Below are 14,937 nucleotides of genomic sequence, written 5' to 3' on the forward strand. Positions count from 1 at the left end.
CGACGATATTGGCTGGATGAAATCTTTCATGCGTTTGCCCTGCAATACCACGCCAGCAACGGCTGCGCTCTTCGCGGAACTGGTGCCTCAGTATTTCGAGCCCGAAGACGTTTCCGTGGTCACTGGTGGACGCGAGGAGATCTCAGCGCTGCTGGAATTGCCCTTCGACTTTATCTTCTTCACCGGCAGTTCGGCGGTGGGCAAAGTCGTCATGCGGGCGGCTGCCGAGCACCTAACACCTGTGATTCTGGAACTGGGAGGACAGAACCCGACCATCGTCGACGAGACCGCAGACCTTGATCGCGCCGCTGGCGCCATCGCCTGGGGGCATAACGCGATCTCGGGTCAATGGTGCATCGCACCCGGTTTCGTCTGCGTACATGATAGTGTCGCAGACATTTTTGTCGAGAAACTGAAAGCGGCGATCACGCGCATGTACGGGGCCGATCCGTCGCAAAGCCCTGACTTCGCGCGCATGATCAGCGAGAAAGATGCGCAGCACGTTGCCCCCTATATCCTGCCGGACAAAACCGTACTCGGGGGGCGCTTCGATGTGCCTGCCCGCTACGTCGAGCCCACCCTGCTTTATCCTTCCGATTGGTCGGACCCAGCGATGCAGCAGGAGGTGTTTGGTCCGGTGCTGCCAATCCTGCGCTACGGCGACATGGCCACGCTGATCGAAATGCTGAAGACAAGAGACAAACCGCTGGCCGCCTATATCTTCAGCCGCGATGAAGCGACGATCGAGCACTTTCTTCAGTCAGTGTCCTTCGGCGGCGGCTGCGTAAACCTGACCAATCTGCATTGCTGGGTCGGCTCGCTGCCCTTCGGTGGGGTCGGCAATTCAGGGATAGGGAAGTATTACGGCAAGACGGGGTTCGATGCACTCAGCAACACTAAGTCGCTTTTGATCTCGCCCGCCGACAAGACCGTCGATGTCTATCCGCCCTATGAGGACAAAGACATTGGCGCGATGCTGGCTCCGTTTTCCTGACAGATCCTTAGCGGCCTTGTCCTGTTAGTTGTTATTTGTAGCGTTGCAACTGGAGGGGCCGCCGCGGTGTACTGTGCGAAAAACCTGAAGTGAAGTACGCCTTTATCCATCGGCATCATCAGGCACGGGGCTGCTGATATTAGACTTGCACCCACTGCCCCGTCTGATCTGACGTTTCGATGGCATCTATCAAACGATTCACCCGCGCCGCTTCGCGGAAGTCTGGATAGAGGGGAAGATCGTTAATGATACCTTCGACCAGATCACGCACCTCGATAATTTTCTGGTCGTTATAGCCCAAACCATGGCCCGGTGCGGGGCTAAAGGCCGCATAGTCGGGGTGTTCCGGGCCGGCTAACAGCGTAGTGAACCCACGCCTGCCGTGGGCATCGCCGTGGCGATACAGCTGCAGCTCGCTCATGCGCTCCTGATCAAACACAATGGCACCTTTAGTGCCCGTTAGCGTGTAGGCCAAGCCCATTTTTCGACCAGCCGCCACCCGAGACGTTTCGATATTGCCGATTAACCCTTTATCAAACCGCAGCATGGCCTGGGCCTGATCGTCGTTTTCCACCGCGGCCATACCGCTGCCGTCGGCATTGGGCCGAGAGGGGATGACAGTCTGTAGCTGGCCGCAAACCTCGCTAATCCGCTGCCCGGTTAAAAATTCGGCCATATTGAGGATATGCGAGCCCACATCACCTAACGCACCGGCCCCTGCGGTCGCCCGCTTGGTATGCCAGTCGTGGGGCTTTTCCGGGTCGAGCAGGTAATCCTCGTTGTGCCGCCCACGAAAGTGAATCAGCTCACCAATTTCACCGCTGGCGACAATCTGACGAGCCAACTGGGTGGCGGAATTGCGAATATAGTTAAAGCCCACCAGAGTTTTGACGCCCGCTTTTTCAGCCGCGGCGACCATCTCGTCGGCGTCTGCCGTGCTCAACGCCAGCGGTTTTTCGGCGTAAACATGCTTACCAGCGGCAATGGCGGCCAGCGCCATCTCTTTATGCAGAAAGTTAGGCGCGCAGATATCCACCACGTCCACGTCACTGTCGGCCACCAGGGCGCGCCAGTCATCGGTGGCGCGAGCAAATCCCCAGGCGCGTGCTCGGCTCTCCGCAGTGGCAAGGTCGACATCCGCCAGCAGTTCGCAAACGGGCTTGGCAGGCAGTTCAAAAACACTGGATGCTGCATTAAAGGCAATGGCGTGGGCTTTACCCATAAAACCAGTGCCGATCAGGCCAATCTTGAGGGTTTTCATTGTGGTTATCCCTGTTAACAAGTTAATTGCCGGTAAAAAAATAATTGCTTTTACAAACACTCGATGAAGGGGTGTGAGGGCAGGTTGAAGCGAGGGTCTTTCGCCATGGATGGCGAAAGTAGCGCCCATGGACGGGTTCACAGCGCCCTCGCGGAAACCTGCCCTCATCACCTGATACACTGGCCGGTTTTAAAACAATAACGCCGGGCTGGGCCCGGCGTTGAATGATGTCGTGCCCCATAGACTGCTTACATGGTCGGCATGGTGAAGTGGTTGGTCTCTTCACGAATGCCGCTGGGCCAGCGTTGGGTGATGGTTTTCATACGGGTGTAGAAACGCACACCGTCGGGGCCGTGCATATGCAGCGGACCAAACAGCGAGCGCTTCCAACCGCCAAAGCTATGGAATGCCATGGGTACCGGGATAGGTACGTTAACGCCGACCATACCGACCTGGATCTGCTCGCAGTACTGACGCGCCGCATCGCCATCGCGGGTAAAGATTGCCGTGCCGTTGCCGTATTCATGAGCGTTGATCATGCTGACCGCTTCGTCGAAGCTGGCCACGCGAGCAATCGCCAACACCGGGCCAAAGATCTCCTCGGAGTGAATACGCATTTTTGGCGTCACATGATCGAACAGAGTGCCGCCAATAAAGTAGCCATCACCTGCGCCATCAACCGTTGTCTGGCGACCGTCGACCACAAGCTCTGCGCCTTCATCCACACCAACCTGAATATAGTCCGCCACCTTGTCGCGATGCTCGCGGGTGATGAGCGGCCCCATATCGTTATCAGGGCCATCAACCAGGCCAGGCCCAACCGTCAGCTTATCCAGTTCAGCTACCAGCTTTTCACGCAGGCGGTTGGCGGTATCTTCGCCCACGGGTACAGCAACGGAAATCGCCATGCAGCGCTCGCCTGCTGAGCCATAAGCCGCGCCCATCAGGGCACCCACGGCTTGATCGAGATCCGCATCAGGCATAATCACCATATGGTTTTTAGCCCCGCCCAGCGCCTGAACGCGCTTGCCATGTGCCGATGCCGTAGCGTAGATGTACTCGGCGATGGGTGTGGAACCCACAAAACTTACCGCCTGAACACGCTCATCGGTGAGCAGCACATCGACGGCTTCTTTATCACCATTGACGACGTTAAAGACACCACCCGGAAGGCCCGCCTCTTTAAGCAGCTCGGCTAAGCGCAGCGGCGTGGAGGGATCTTTTTCCGAAGGCTTCATGACGAAAGTGTTGCCGCAGGCCAAAGCGATGGGGAACATCCACATGGGCACCATGGCGGGGAAGTTGAACGGCGAGATACCGGCGCACACGCCCAGCGGCTGCATCATCGAGTAACTATCAACGCCGGTGCCGACGTTCATGGAGTGCTCGCCCTTCTGCAGGTGGGGAATGCCGCAGGCAAACTCAACCACTTCCAGGCCGCGGGTCACTTCGCCTTTGGCGTCTGAAAACACCTTGCCGTGTTCGCTGGAGATAAGTCGCGCCAGCTCATCGGTGTGCTCCTCGACCAGCGCTTTAAATTTAAACAAGATGCGCGAGCGCTTTAGCGGCGAGACTTTTGACCAGCCGGCAAAGGCTTCGTCGGCGATGCGCACGGCTTCACGAGTTTCATCGGCGGTGGCTAGCGCTACCTGGGCGCTTTGTTCGCCGGTGGCCGGATTATAAACCGGCGCAGTGCGCTGGCTCTGACCGGTGGAGAACTCACCATTAAGATAATGGGATAACGTCTTCATACAAGCTCCTGATTAAAAGGCGGCGACTGGCACCGTTTAGCTGGCAATGTCGAAACCTGCCTGCTCGGCAAGTTGGCGCAAGTTGCGATACCCCAGGCGAGCATAGGTCAACGGATGGGCGACTTCGGGGTCTTGTTCGGCTTCAACCACTAACCAACCCTGGTAGCCCTGTTCGCACAGGTGGGTTAAGGCGGGCAGAAAATCCACATTGCCATCCCCCGGCACCGTAAACAGGCCGTCTAGCACGCCGTTTAAAAAGCTTTTGTCGCGGTTGCGCACTGCGTCCAGCACCGGAAAGCGCAGGTCTTTGCAGTGCACATGGTGGATACGTTGGCTGTAGCGTTTGGCGATGGCGAGCGGGTCGCCGCCTGCACCGCGCAGATGACCAAAATCAAGCAGTAGCCCCACGCCTTCGCCGGTGTAATCCATTAAGCGTTCAACGTCGGCCTGGCTTTCGATCACCGTGCCCAGGTGGTGGTGATATACCAGTTGAATGCCCTGGGATTTCAGGTAATCACCCACCACCTCAAGACCATGCAGCAGGCGCTGCCACTGTTGCCCGGAAAGATGCGGACGCTGGGAGAGCGGGCGCTCCTGATCGCCGTGTACACAGTGGGTAACTTCACATAGCACCATTACCTTAGCGCCGCACAGCTTGAGCAGGTTCATGTGATCCTGAATAGCCTCAATCTCTTCTTCAGGCGTGCGCTCCAACAGCTGCGCAGAGTACCAGCCCGACACAAGCGCCAAGTCGTGGGCGCTTAGCACCTGATTCAAGGCGTCGGGCGTGCGGGGAAACTTGTTACCTAATTCAAAACCACTAAAGCCTGCCTCGCGCCCCTCTTTCAAACAGGTTTCCAGCGGTGTTGCGCCACCCAGGCTGGGCAAGTCATCGTTGGTCCAGGTGAGCGGATTGATGCCTAAAGTAACCGTCGGCATAGCGTATTCCTTGTCATTTTTGTCTGAGTATTTTTGGCGTTAGGGCGCTTTACCCTATCGCCGACTCTCTGATGTTTTGTATTCGATTAGCGGGCCTGACGCTGCTTAGCCTCGCGGTAACCTTGATAGGCTTTATTGACGGCTTCGCGCTCGGAAACCTCGGGCACGGCCACTTCCCACCAGGCACCGCCTTCTTGGGTGCTGGGCAGTGGGTCAGTATCCAGGGCAATCACATAGGTCGAGGAGGCGCTGCGAGCGCGCACCAACGCCTGCTCCAGTTCCGCAATGCCGCTCACTGATTCAGACTCACAGCCCAACGCTTTAGCGTGGGCGGCAAAATCGGTTTTCGGTGCACCAGCCTCGACGGTGCGGCAATCTTGCAGCAGGTTGTTGAACCCCGCGCCGCCGGTGGCGTGCTGCAAGCGGTTGATACAGCCATAACCGCGGTTATCCAACACCACTACCGTCAGCTTGTGGCCCAGCATCACCGACGTCGCCAGCTCCGAGTTGTGCATCAGGTAGCTGCCATCGCCGACCATCACCACTACCTCGTTGTCAGGTTTGGCCATCTTGACGCCCAGCCCGCCGGCAATTTCATAGCCCATGCAGGAGAAACCGTACTCAACGTGGTAGCTGCCAGGGCCCGAACATTGCCAGAGTTTGTGCAACTCGCCGGGCAAACCACCGGCAGCACATACCACGGTGGTATCGTTGCCTGCCTGACGATTGACCGCACCGATCACCTGGGCATCGGTGGGCAGCGCCAGCCCTTGATCTGCGGTTACACGGCGCACTATGTCGGCCCATTCGCGTTTGAGCGTGCCAGTTTGTTCGCGCCATTCATCGCTACCGCGCCACTCGCCCAGCGCTGCGTCGAGTTGCCCCAGCCCGATCAAAGCATCGCAGCTAAGCGGCAACGCTTGATGCTTCAAGCTATCGAAACGGCCAACGTTAAGGGCAATCAGTGTTTTATCGTTGTCTTCAAACAGCGCCCGAGAGCCAGTGGTAAAGTCCTGCAGCCGTGTGCCCACCGCCAAAATTACATCTGCCTGTTCCGCTAACTGGTTGGCAGCTGCACTACCGGTCACCCCAATGGCACCCACAGCGCAAGCGTGGCTATCGGCCAGCGCGCCCTTCCCCGCCTGAGTTTCAGCCACCGGAATAGCGCGCTTTTTGGCAAATTCGGCTAAGGCGTCGCAGGCAACCGCGTAATGTACGCCGCCGCCAGCAATGATCAGCGGGCGTTTGGCCTGTTGCAGTGCGGCGATGGCTTGGCGAAGTTCGAAAGCATCCGGCGGCGAGCGGCGAATGCGATGCACTTTGGGGGCAAAAAATGCCTCCGGATAATCGTAGGCAAAGGTTTGCACATCTTGGGGCAGCGCCAGGGTCGCGGGACCGCAGTGTTCAGGGTCAAGCAGGGTGGCAATCGCCTGGGGCAGGCTGGTCAGCAGCTGCTCGGGGCGGTTAATGCGGTCGAAGTAGCGCGATACCGGGCGAAAACAGTCATTGACGCTAATCGTCGGGTCACCGAAATGTTCCACTTGTTGCAGCACCGGATCGGGTTCGCGGGTGGCAAAGGTGTCCCCCGGCAGCAGCAGGATCGGCAACCGGTTGGCATGAGCAAGCGCCGCGGCGGTGACCATATTGGTCGCCCCCGGGCCGATGGAGCTGGTCGCCGCCATTAGGCGCTGGCGGCCATTGGCCTTGGCAAAGGCGATCGCCGCGTGGGCCATGGACTGTTCGTTATGGGCACGAAAGGTCGGCAATTCGTCTTGCACGTGGTAAAGCGCTTCGCCTAACCCCGCCACGTTGCCATGACCAAAAATCGCAAACACGCCTTCAAACAGCGCCACTTCTTGGCCATTGATCTCAATACGCTGGGCGGCGAGATACTTAACCAGCGCCTGGGCCATGGTGAGTCGAATGGTGCTCATCTTACGTCTCCTCGGTGTGGGCCAGCGTTTGCGGCTGCGCCTGCCTTAATTGCCGCCACGCCGTTATCAGCTCGGCATAGTTCTGGGCGACTCGCGCTACCAAGCTAGCGTCATCGATACGCCCAGCCAGCCAATCACGACTCGCACTAGCAAATAGCGTGCGACCAACGGTGAAACCCTTACAGCAGGCATGATTGGCGGCTGCTTCAAAGCCGCGTTTCATGTCGTCCATAGGGGCGTCGAGCCCGAGCAGTACGACCCCGCGGCAGTAAGCATCCTCGCGCTCAATGGTCTCGCCCACCGCCTGCCAGGCAACATCCGTCATTGAGGGTAGCTTCCACCAGTCTGGGCGAATGCCTAGGTTGTAGAGCCGCTGAAGGCTGCGCGGTAGCGTCGTGTTATCGCTTTGCATATCAGCGGGAGGGATTATCTCAATCAGCAACTCCAGCCCATAAGCACAGGCCGCCTGATAGAGCTGGCGCAGACGCTCCTCCTGCTCTAGGCGCAATGAGAGTTCATCGTCAGGGTGGTAGAACACCAAGCATTTAATGATCTGTTCTCTAGGCCAGTTGCGTAGGCAGGCACCTAAGTCATCGCCATGCTGGAAACGCAGCGGGCGTGAGCCTGGCAGCTCCACCGGCCGACCAATCCACCAGCCTTTTCCACTGGCTTGATTGAGTGCGTCTTGACCCAGCACGTCATCAACCAGGATTGCGGGAGTGGAAATGCCACCCAGCTTGGCGCCCTCTTCAGCGGCGCTGACCAGGAGTTTTTTAAGCTTAGGAAGGCGCGCACTATCGGCATGCTCTTCGCGGGCCATATCGGTAAGCTGGCGACGGTGGTCAAATGCTAACCCCAACACTTCGGGCCATTGAACGGGCACCCGGGTAGTGACGCGGTGCAGATGATTCAGGCGTTGATCGATATCCGGACGGGGTACCTCATCCCGGCGCGCCAAGTAATCAAATAACTCGTCTTCAGTGGGCATGGCGGGAGCACAGCCGTGGCGGGAGACCACCAGCGCGCCACAGGCATTGGCATAGCTGGCACTGGTTTGCCAGGGTTCATTGCGCAGCCAGCCGCGTAGCAAGCCACTCATAAAGGCATCGCCAGCGCCCAGCACATTGAGCACCTCGACCTGAACGCCCTTGACTAGAATGCCGTCTTCAATGCGGTCAGGAATAGCGCCTTCAAACACGACACAGCCCATGGGGCCCAGCTTGCATACCAGAGTGGCTTCACTAACCTCACGTACCGCGCGCAGTGCCGTTAAGGTGTCGGTGCTGCCGCCGGCAATATGAAACTCCTCTTCGGTGCCTACAATCAGGTCAAAATCTGGCAACCAGCGTTGCAGATCTGTAGTGACTTTTTCATCGGCGATAAAGCGGGTTTCACCATCACCAGGGTTGGTCAGCCCCCACAGTACGGGGCGATAGTCGATGTCCAGCACTCGCTTCACGCCATGATGGGCGGCGGCGTCCAGTGCTTTGCGGCACGCCCGGCGAGTGGTATCGGTAGAAAGATGGGTGCCGGTAATCGCCAGCGCCTTGGCCCGAGCGATAAATTCAGGGTCGATGGCATCGGCGTCGATGGCCATATCGGCACAGTCGCGGCGGTAAAATAGCAGCGGGAAGCTTTCGCGATCTTTTAACGCCAGCAGCACCAAGCCGGTGTGGCGCTCGGGGTCGGTTTGTAGCGCGGAGGTATCCACCCCCACTCGTGCTAATTCCTCGCGAACAAAGTTGCCCATTTGTTCATCGCCGACCCGCGAGAGCATGGCAGACTTCAATCCCAAACGAGCGGTACCGTAAGCCATATTGCCCGAGCTGCCACCTAGGTACTTGGCAAAGCTCGCCACGTCTTCTAAACGGCTGCCAATCTGTTCGGCGTACAGGTCGACCGCCACACGTCCCAGGCAAATCAGGTCAAGCGGCCGGTGTTGACTATTGTTATTCAGCATAAATGTCTCCCCACGTCACAAATTCGTGGTATCGGGCAAAAGAGGGCACTGGGCATAAAAGCGTCTTGGGTGGCTATCGATGAGGCTTACCTAAAATGAGAAGGCAGCACGGAATCGATCAAGGGCGAGGCCGTCATCGCCAGAGGCCCAACCTTCTAACCCCACCGTGCCGCGATAACCTATGTCGTTCAGCGCTTGAGCAATGGCCGGGTAGTTAATCTCGCCAGTCCCCGGTTCGCAGCGCCCAGGCACATCGGCTACCTGCACTTCACCAATGTACGGCCCGCAGCGGCGAATCAATTCAATCAGATTACCTTCGCCAATTTGGGCGTGATAAACATCTAGCATGATGCGCAAGCTAGGCCGATCAACACTCTCCACCAGTGCTAGAACATCTTCCAAGCGAGCAAACGGCACGCCGGGGTGATCAACCTCGGTATTGAGGTTTTCAAGCACGAAGATGACGTCATTCTTCTCGCCAAGATCTGCCAGCCGATTGAGCGTGTCGCGGGCTTTGAGCCACATAGCGCCCGTCATCTGCTGGCAAGGTTGAACGGGCAACCCATTACCATCTAGCCCGGTGCCATGCAGGTTAAGGCGCGGAATGCCAAGACGCTTTGCTACCTCAACCGACTCAGCGGCGGTGCGTAGCAGTTCATCTGCCCCGGCGGCATCTGCCAGGGTGCCGGTGACATAGCCGGTCATGGATGAAAACGTCGCCCCGCTATTGGCCAGTGCGTCAATGTCGTGCTTCGTCCAGTCCCAGATTTCGACTTGAAAGCCCAGTTCAGAAATACGCTTAACGCGTTCCAATATCGGCAAATCGCAGAAGATCATTTCAGCACAGACAGCCAGCGTGAACGGCGATGATGGGGTCAACTTATTCATCATGCTTCCTTAATAGCCGCTTGCCGCTCGCGGTGAAGTTTGCTCGGCGCTGCTTGCATCGGCAGGCTGAGTGTCTTGATCGGCTAAGCTGGCCTTCTTGGCTTTATCCTCCCGCTGGAATTCCGCAAGCTCTGCATCCAGGCTTTCAAGCTCAGCGCCACCCGCCATCATGTTGAGCACTTCTTCGCGGCTGACTTCCTCTTTGCGGAAGGAGCCCAAACTACCGCCGCGTGACAATAGGGTGAACGCATCGGCCACTGGGTAAGCATGGTGGACATTGTGGGTAATAAAGATGACTGCAAGGCCATCTGCGCGGGCTTTGGCAATGTAGCGCAGTACAACAGACGCCTGCTTGACCCCAAGCGCGGACGTGGGCTCATCCAGAATCAGCACTTTGGCACCAAAGTAGACGGCACGAGCAATCGCCACACACTGGCGCTCCCCGCCAGAAAGCGTGCCTACCGGCTGGCTTGGGTCGCGTACATCAATACCGATTTTGGACATTTCCTCTTTGGCAACCCGGTCGGCATATTTCCAATCAATGCGCTTTAAAGGCCCCCAGCCCACCGTCGGTTCGCGCCCCATAAAAAAGTTACGGGTAATCGACATCAACGGCACCATCGCCAGATCCTGGAAAACGGTCGCGATACCAGCGTCTAATGCATAAGCTGGGGACTTGAAACGAGCGGGTTTGCCATCCAGTAGCATTTCGCCGTGGGTGGGCTGGTGAACACCGGAAAGGGTTTTAATCAACGTTGACTTGCCAGCACCGTTATCCCCTAGCAGGCACATAACCTCACCGGAGTAGACCTGCATCGAGATATCACTTAAGGCGATAACACTGCCGAAGTGTTTGCTGACACTGCGCATTTCAATCATTGGCGTACGTGTGGTCATGTTATTTGGCCTCCATCGCCTTTTTGCGCATGTAATTGTTGAATAGCACCGCCACCAGCAACATCACGCCCAGGAAAACCTGGAACCAGTCGGTATTAACGCCGGTGTAAAAGATGCCCATTTGCACCATGCCAAAGATCAGTGCCCCCAGCGCCGCACCAATGGCAGACCCATAGCCACCGGTCAGCAAAGCACCGCCAATGACAACGGCAATGATGGCTTCCAGTTCTTTTAATAGGCCGCGAATGGTGTCCGCCGAGCCGGTATCCATCACCTGGATGCAGGCAAAGATGGTGGCGGAGAAAGCGGTGAACATGAACAGTGAAATCTTGACGCGCTGGACGGGAACGCCTGAGTTGCGCGCCGCATTGGCATCGCCACCGCTAGCGAATATCCAGTTGCCGTAAGGCGTGCACAGCAGCACCCAAGTCGCTACAGCGGTTAAGCCCAGCCACCAGACAATCGAGACAGGAATACCGGTAACCGTGGGGTTGCCCGCAAAGTTGGTCGCCATCCAGCCATTGGCTGCCATCCAGCTAAATAGGCCCGTAGCGACTTCTCCAGAGAAAAGCGCCGAAAACCAATCTCCGGGGATATGATCCTGCACTCCTCCTACCTGAGTACGTCCCGTCAACAACCGACTGGTTCCGATAGCCAGGCCACGCAGAATGAACAGGAAGCCCAGGGTAACGATAAATGACGGCAAGCCTGTTTTATTGACCAGATTACCGTTAATCCAGCCCACCAAGCCCGCACAGGCGAACGCCAATAAAATTGCGGCCCATAGCGGCCAGCCATACTCCACCGCGGGGATGGCAATCAGGATGCCTGCCAAGCCAATCATCGAGCCAATCGACAGATCAAACTCTCCGCCAATCATCAATAACGCAGCCGCCGTGGCGATAATGCCGAGCTGAGCGGCGACTTCAAGAAAATTAATAATACCCGCGGGGGTAAACATCCCGGTGCCGCTGGAAGCAGCGATAAAGAAGGCAAGCACCAACACGGCACCGGCCAGCGCCCCCAACTCCGGGCGATTAAGCGCTTTCTTCCAGAAAGAGACTCTCTGGATACGCTCATCTTGATCAGCCGCTGCTGGCGCAACCGATGATTTCGTTTCAGTGGAATTCATAGCGATCGACTCCCAAGGCTCGACACCGCCGAGCCTTTTCCGATTAGGTAGTTATCAGCGGATGCCCTGACTACTCAGCTCAATGACCTGAGCAGCGTTTTCTTGAGTAACAAATCCAGGGCCGGTGGCAACATCCCCTGCGGGCAGCAGACCGTTCTTGACGAACTGATCTAGGAACATGACAGGTAAATAGCCCTGCATGTACTGCTGTTGGTCGATCGCAAAGTCCAGCTCACCCGCATCCAAGGCTTCCAAAATACCGGGTGAAAGGTCAAAGGTGCCGAGAGTGAACATATCGGTTGCTCCCTGTTCACGCATGGCCCGGATCATCGGATCAGCGGCCAATGCTCCCAAGGTCAGCACACCACGCACATCACTGTTTTCGTTGAGGTAAGCGACAATAGCATTGCGAATATTGGTGGGGTCGTAAGTGGTCGCTAGCTGCTCAGCATTGCCATCGAAGCCGTCGACAAAACCATCACAGCGCTGGTCAAGTCCTTGGTTGCCTTGTTCATGGTTAACGCAGACGCCTTTCTCGACGCCCATCTCCTGCATGCGTTCAGCAGCTTGTTTACCTGCCTCATATTCACTCTGCCCAACGTGTAACCGGGCACCATAATCCCTTGCCACGTCGCCACCGGAGTTAATAGTGATGACGGGTATGCCGTTATCGACAGCATTTTGCACAGCGCCACCCAGGGCATTTTCGTCGGTAAAAGAGAGAATCAAACCATCAGGACCAGATGCCACTGCTGCTTCTACAAGTTGCTGCATCTTGGCCATATCAAAGGTGGAGGGCGCGCGATACTCCAAGCTAGCCCCAACGGTTTCAGCGGCGGCTTCTGCACCGTTTTTAACCACCGACCAGAAAGGATCAGAGGGAACGCCATGGGTCACCATGACGAAACGGCTCTCTTCTTGCTCTGGTTCCTGTGCTTGAACGACACCTGCCATTAATGCCGTGGTAGCGGCAGAGGCTAGAAGCCATTGAGATAGACGTGCCATAAATAATTCCTCATAACGTTATCGTTGTTGGTAGGGAAGTGGCATTAAATGCCTTGGCGTTATGAAATATAGATTCCAAACATCAGTTATAGCAAATTATTTATTCTATACTTTGGTATAAATGGAATATTTATTCCAATCAACTAGACTGCACAGCAACGAGTCACTTTGCTCAGTACTGCATATCCACTAGCACATAAGCAGAAGGCTGCTAGATGGGCCAACGCGAAGGAATTTGTATGCCACAACCACCACAGAGCTACCGTGAGTTGGAAACGCTGATCACCGCCGAGTACGCCACACTGAGCAAACGCTTACAGCAAACCGCGCGCTTTATGCTTGATCACCCTCAGGAAGTTGCTTTAGCGACCGTGGCCAAAATTGCCGAACAAGCGGATGTCACGCCATCCACCTTAATTCGCTTAGCCAATAGCTTGGGCTTTAAGGGCTTTTCCGAAATGCAGCAGCTGTTTCGCAGCCGTCTGGTCGATGAGTTGCCTAACTACACCGAACGCATTCGCGCGGTACGCAGCGCCACCGGAGAAACACCCGATAGCACCCAACTATTATGGGAGTTCGCTGACGCCAACCGCGCCGTGCTTGAGCAACTACCCAGCCGTATTGATCCAGAGAGCCTAGAGAAGGCGCTGGATATTTTTGAAAAGGCCCATGCGATTCATGTGATGGGCGCACGACGCAGCTTCATGGTCGCCAGCTACATGACCTATGCCCTGGCGCATGTGGATAAACCTGCGCTGCTGGTCAGCGGTTTGGGGGGAATGTACGGCGAGCAACTGCGCGCGATGAGCCAACATGACGCGCTACTGACCATTAGCTTCTCTCCCTATGCCAAAGAGAGCCAAAAAGCCTGCGAAGACGCCCATCAGCGCGGCCTACCCATTGTGGTGATTACCGATTCGAGCCTTAGCCCACTGGCGCGTTTCGCGGATGTTGCTTTCGTGGTTAACGAAGCTGAAGTGAAAAGTTTTCGCGGCTTGACCGCATCGCTCTGCTTAACCCAAGCCTTGGCAATTGCCCTGGGCGTACGGCAAGACAAAGCCCTGGAAAAAGCCTCAACTAAAAAACGTAAGACATAAACACCAAGCCAACAGCAACAACAAAACAGGAGTGCTTATGAAACTCGCGCTTATCGGCGCTGGGCGCATCGGCAAGGTGCATGCCCAGGCCATTTATTCACACCCCAACGTGACGCTGGTTGCCGTGGCTGATTTTCATCAGCCTGCCGCAGAAGCCCTAGCCGAGCAGTACGCTAGCCGAGCGGCCTCTGTGGATGAAATCTTCGCAGATGATGAAATTGATGCCGTACTGATTGCTTCAAGCACACCTACGCATGCGGAGTATCTCGAGCGTGCCGCCCGCGCAGGCAAGGCGGTTCTGTGCGAAAAACCTATCGCCCTGGATTTAGCGCGCACGCGCGATGCCCTACAGGTACTTAGCGAACACCCGGTGACCTGCGCGTTAGGCTTTAACCGCCGCCACGATCCTCAGTTTGCAGCATTAAAAAAAGCGATTACCGAAGGGCGTATTGGCGCACTTGAAACGCTGACGATTATTAGCCGCGACCCCTCTCCCCCGCCTGCCGAGTATGTGGCTGAGTCCGGCGGTCTGTTCCGCGACATGATGATTCATGATCTTGATATGGCTCGCTGGTTGCTGGATGAGCCGATTGAAAGTGTCTTTGCCGTCGGTAGTAGCATCATTGACCCAGCGATTGGTGAAGCAGGTGATGTAGATACCGCCATGGTCACCCTTACCACCGCCAGTGGCAAGCTGTGCCAAATCAGCAACTCGCGGCGCGCTAGCTACGGCTACGATCAGCGTATCGAAGCCTTTGGCAGCCAAGGCATGCTGCAAGCCCAGAACGAGAGCGACACTCGGCTACGTTTTACGGGGGAAGCAGGCCAAGTGGAAGACAAACCCAAGTGGTTCTTCCTGGAGCGCTACGCCCAAGCCTACCAACTTGAAATTGGCGACTTTGTCGCCGCCTGGCAAGAGAAGCGTGCGCCACTCGCCGGTGCCCAAGATGGCCTAGAGGCGTTGCGCTTAGCCGATGCAGCGGAGCTTTCATTGCGTGAAGGTCGCAAAATACTGCTCGACGCCCCGGTTTAAACCGACGCAGACGGGTCTGTGGAGACCCTTCATATCGACAACGACT

The 14,937-nt window shown here is 56.7% G+C and carries 12 protein-coding genes; 3 read left to right on the top strand and 9 right to left on the bottom strand.

What is annotated here, in order from left to right; translation table 11 throughout:
* The coding region (locus INT21_RS02190) for an aldehyde dehydrogenase family protein (RefSeq protein ID WP_193084805.1) at positions 1-994 on the top strand (994 nt) is incomplete at its 5' end.
* A gap of 139 nt (positions 995-1,133) precedes the next feature.
* On the opposite strand, the gene INT21_RS02195 is transcribed toward INT21_RS02190, so the two are convergent.
* From INT21_RS02195 to INT21_RS02235, 9 genes are all read right to left on the bottom strand, one after another.
* Positions 1,134-2,255 (bottom strand): Gfo/Idh/MocA family protein, encoded by a 1,122-nt coding sequence (locus tag INT21_RS02195; RefSeq protein ID WP_193059547.1) that lies wholly within the window; start codon positions 2,253-2,255, stop codon positions 1,134-1,136.
* Positions 2,256-2,503: 248 nt separating this feature from the next.
* Positions 2,504-4,006, bottom strand: a complete 1,503-nt coding sequence (locus INT21_RS02200) for a CoA-acylating methylmalonate-semialdehyde dehydrogenase (RefSeq protein ID WP_193059546.1) — start codon at positions 4,004-4,006, stop codon at positions 2,504-2,506.
* Between the two features lie 36 nt (positions 4,007-4,042).
* The gene (iolE, locus tag INT21_RS02205) at positions 4,043-4,945 is read right to left on the bottom strand and encodes a myo-inosose-2 dehydratase (protein ID WP_193067912.1); all 903 of its coding nucleotides are present in this window, start codon (positions 4,943-4,945) and stop codon (positions 4,043-4,045) included.
* A gap of 86 nt (positions 4,946-5,031) precedes the next feature.
* Positions 5,032-6,879: a 3D-(3,5/4)-trihydroxycyclohexane-1,2-dione acylhydrolase (decyclizing) gene (gene iolD / locus INT21_RS02210; RefSeq protein WP_193084806.1), complete on the bottom strand. Its 1,848-nt coding sequence runs from the start codon at positions 6,877-6,879 to the stop codon at positions 5,032-5,034.
* Position 6,880: 1 nt separating this feature from the next.
* Complete coding sequence (locus INT21_RS02215) at positions 6,881-8,839, bottom strand: bifunctional 5-dehydro-2-deoxygluconokinase/5-dehydro-2-deoxyphosphogluconate aldolase (RefSeq protein WP_193059543.1); 1,959 nt, start codon at positions 8,837-8,839, stop codon at positions 6,881-6,883.
* A gap of 90 nt (positions 8,840-8,929) precedes the next feature.
* Positions 8,930-9,727 (bottom strand): TIM barrel protein, encoded by a 798-nt coding sequence (locus tag INT21_RS02220; RefSeq protein ID WP_193059542.1) that lies wholly within the window; start codon positions 9,725-9,727, stop codon positions 8,930-8,932.
* 9 nt (positions 9,728-9,736) lie between these two features.
* Positions 9,737-10,624 (bottom strand): ATP-binding cassette domain-containing protein, encoded by an 888-nt coding sequence (locus tag INT21_RS02225; protein WP_089040564.1) that lies wholly within the window; start codon positions 10,622-10,624, stop codon positions 9,737-9,739.
* A gap of 1 nt (position 10,625) precedes the next feature.
* The gene (locus INT21_RS02230; protein WP_193059541.1) at positions 10,626-11,756 is read right to left on the bottom strand and encodes an ABC transporter permease; all 1,131 of its coding nucleotides are present in this window, start codon (positions 11,754-11,756) and stop codon (positions 10,626-10,628) included.
* Between the two features lie 54 nt (positions 11,757-11,810).
* Complete coding sequence (locus INT21_RS02235) at positions 11,811-12,761, bottom strand: sugar ABC transporter substrate-binding protein (protein ID WP_089040562.1); 951 nt, start codon at positions 12,759-12,761, stop codon at positions 11,811-11,813.
* Positions 12,762-13,000: 239 nt separating this feature from the next.
* Between INT21_RS02235 and INT21_RS02240 the strand changes: the two genes are divergently transcribed.
* Complete coding sequence (locus INT21_RS02240; protein ID WP_193067913.1) at positions 13,001-13,858, top strand: MurR/RpiR family transcriptional regulator; 858 nt, start codon at positions 13,001-13,003, stop codon at positions 13,856-13,858.
* Positions 13,859-13,895: 37 nt separating this feature from the next.
* On the top strand, positions 13,896-14,891 hold the full coding sequence (gene iolG / locus INT21_RS02245; RefSeq protein WP_193059539.1) for an inositol 2-dehydrogenase: 996 nt from the start codon (positions 13,896-13,898) through the stop codon (positions 14,889-14,891).
* The last annotated feature ends 46 nt before the right edge of the window (positions 14,892-14,937 follow it).

Origin of the sequence: Halomonas sp. 3F2F (genome assembly GCF_014897805.1) — a bacterium.
Classification (GTDB): domain Bacteria; phylum Pseudomonadota; class Gammaproteobacteria; order Pseudomonadales; family Halomonadaceae; genus Vreelandella.

Coding starts and splice junctions, on each gene's coding strand:
- INT21_RS02195 (WP_193059547.1), bottom strand. CDS start 2,255: ATGAAAACCCTCAAGATTGGCCTGATCGGCACTGGTTTTATGGGTAAA.
- INT21_RS02200 (WP_193059546.1), bottom strand. CDS start 4,006: ATGAAGACGTTATCCCATTATCTTAATGGTGAGTTCTCCACCGGTCAG.
- iolE (WP_193067912.1), bottom strand. CDS start 4,945: ATGCCGACGGTTACTTTAGGCATCAATCCGCTCACCTGGACCAACGAT.
- iolD (WP_193084806.1), bottom strand. CDS start 6,879: ATGAGCACCATTCGACTCACCATGGCCCAGGCGCTGGTTAAGTATCTC.
- INT21_RS02215 (WP_193059543.1), bottom strand. CDS start 8,839: ATGCTGAATAACAATAGTCAACACCGGCCGCTTGACCTGATTTGCCTG.
- INT21_RS02220 (WP_193059542.1), bottom strand. CDS start 9,727: ATGAATAAGTTGACCCCATCATCGCCGTTCACGCTGGCTGTCTGTGCT.
- INT21_RS02225 (WP_089040564.1), bottom strand. CDS start 10,624: ATGACCACACGTACGCCAATGATTGAAATGCGCAGTGTCAGCAAACAC.
- INT21_RS02230 (WP_193059541.1), bottom strand. CDS start 11,756: ATGAATTCCACTGAAACGAAATCATCGGTTGCGCCAGCAGCGGCTGAT.
- INT21_RS02235 (WP_089040562.1), bottom strand. CDS start 12,761: ATGGCACGTCTATCTCAATGGCTTCTAGCCTCTGCCGCTACCACGGCA.
- INT21_RS02240 (WP_193067913.1), top strand. CDS start 13,001: ATGCCACAACCACCACAGAGCTACCGTGAGTTGGAAACGCTGATCACC.
- iolG (WP_193059539.1), top strand. CDS start 13,896: ATGAAACTCGCGCTTATCGGCGCTGGGCGCATCGGCAAGGTGCATGCC.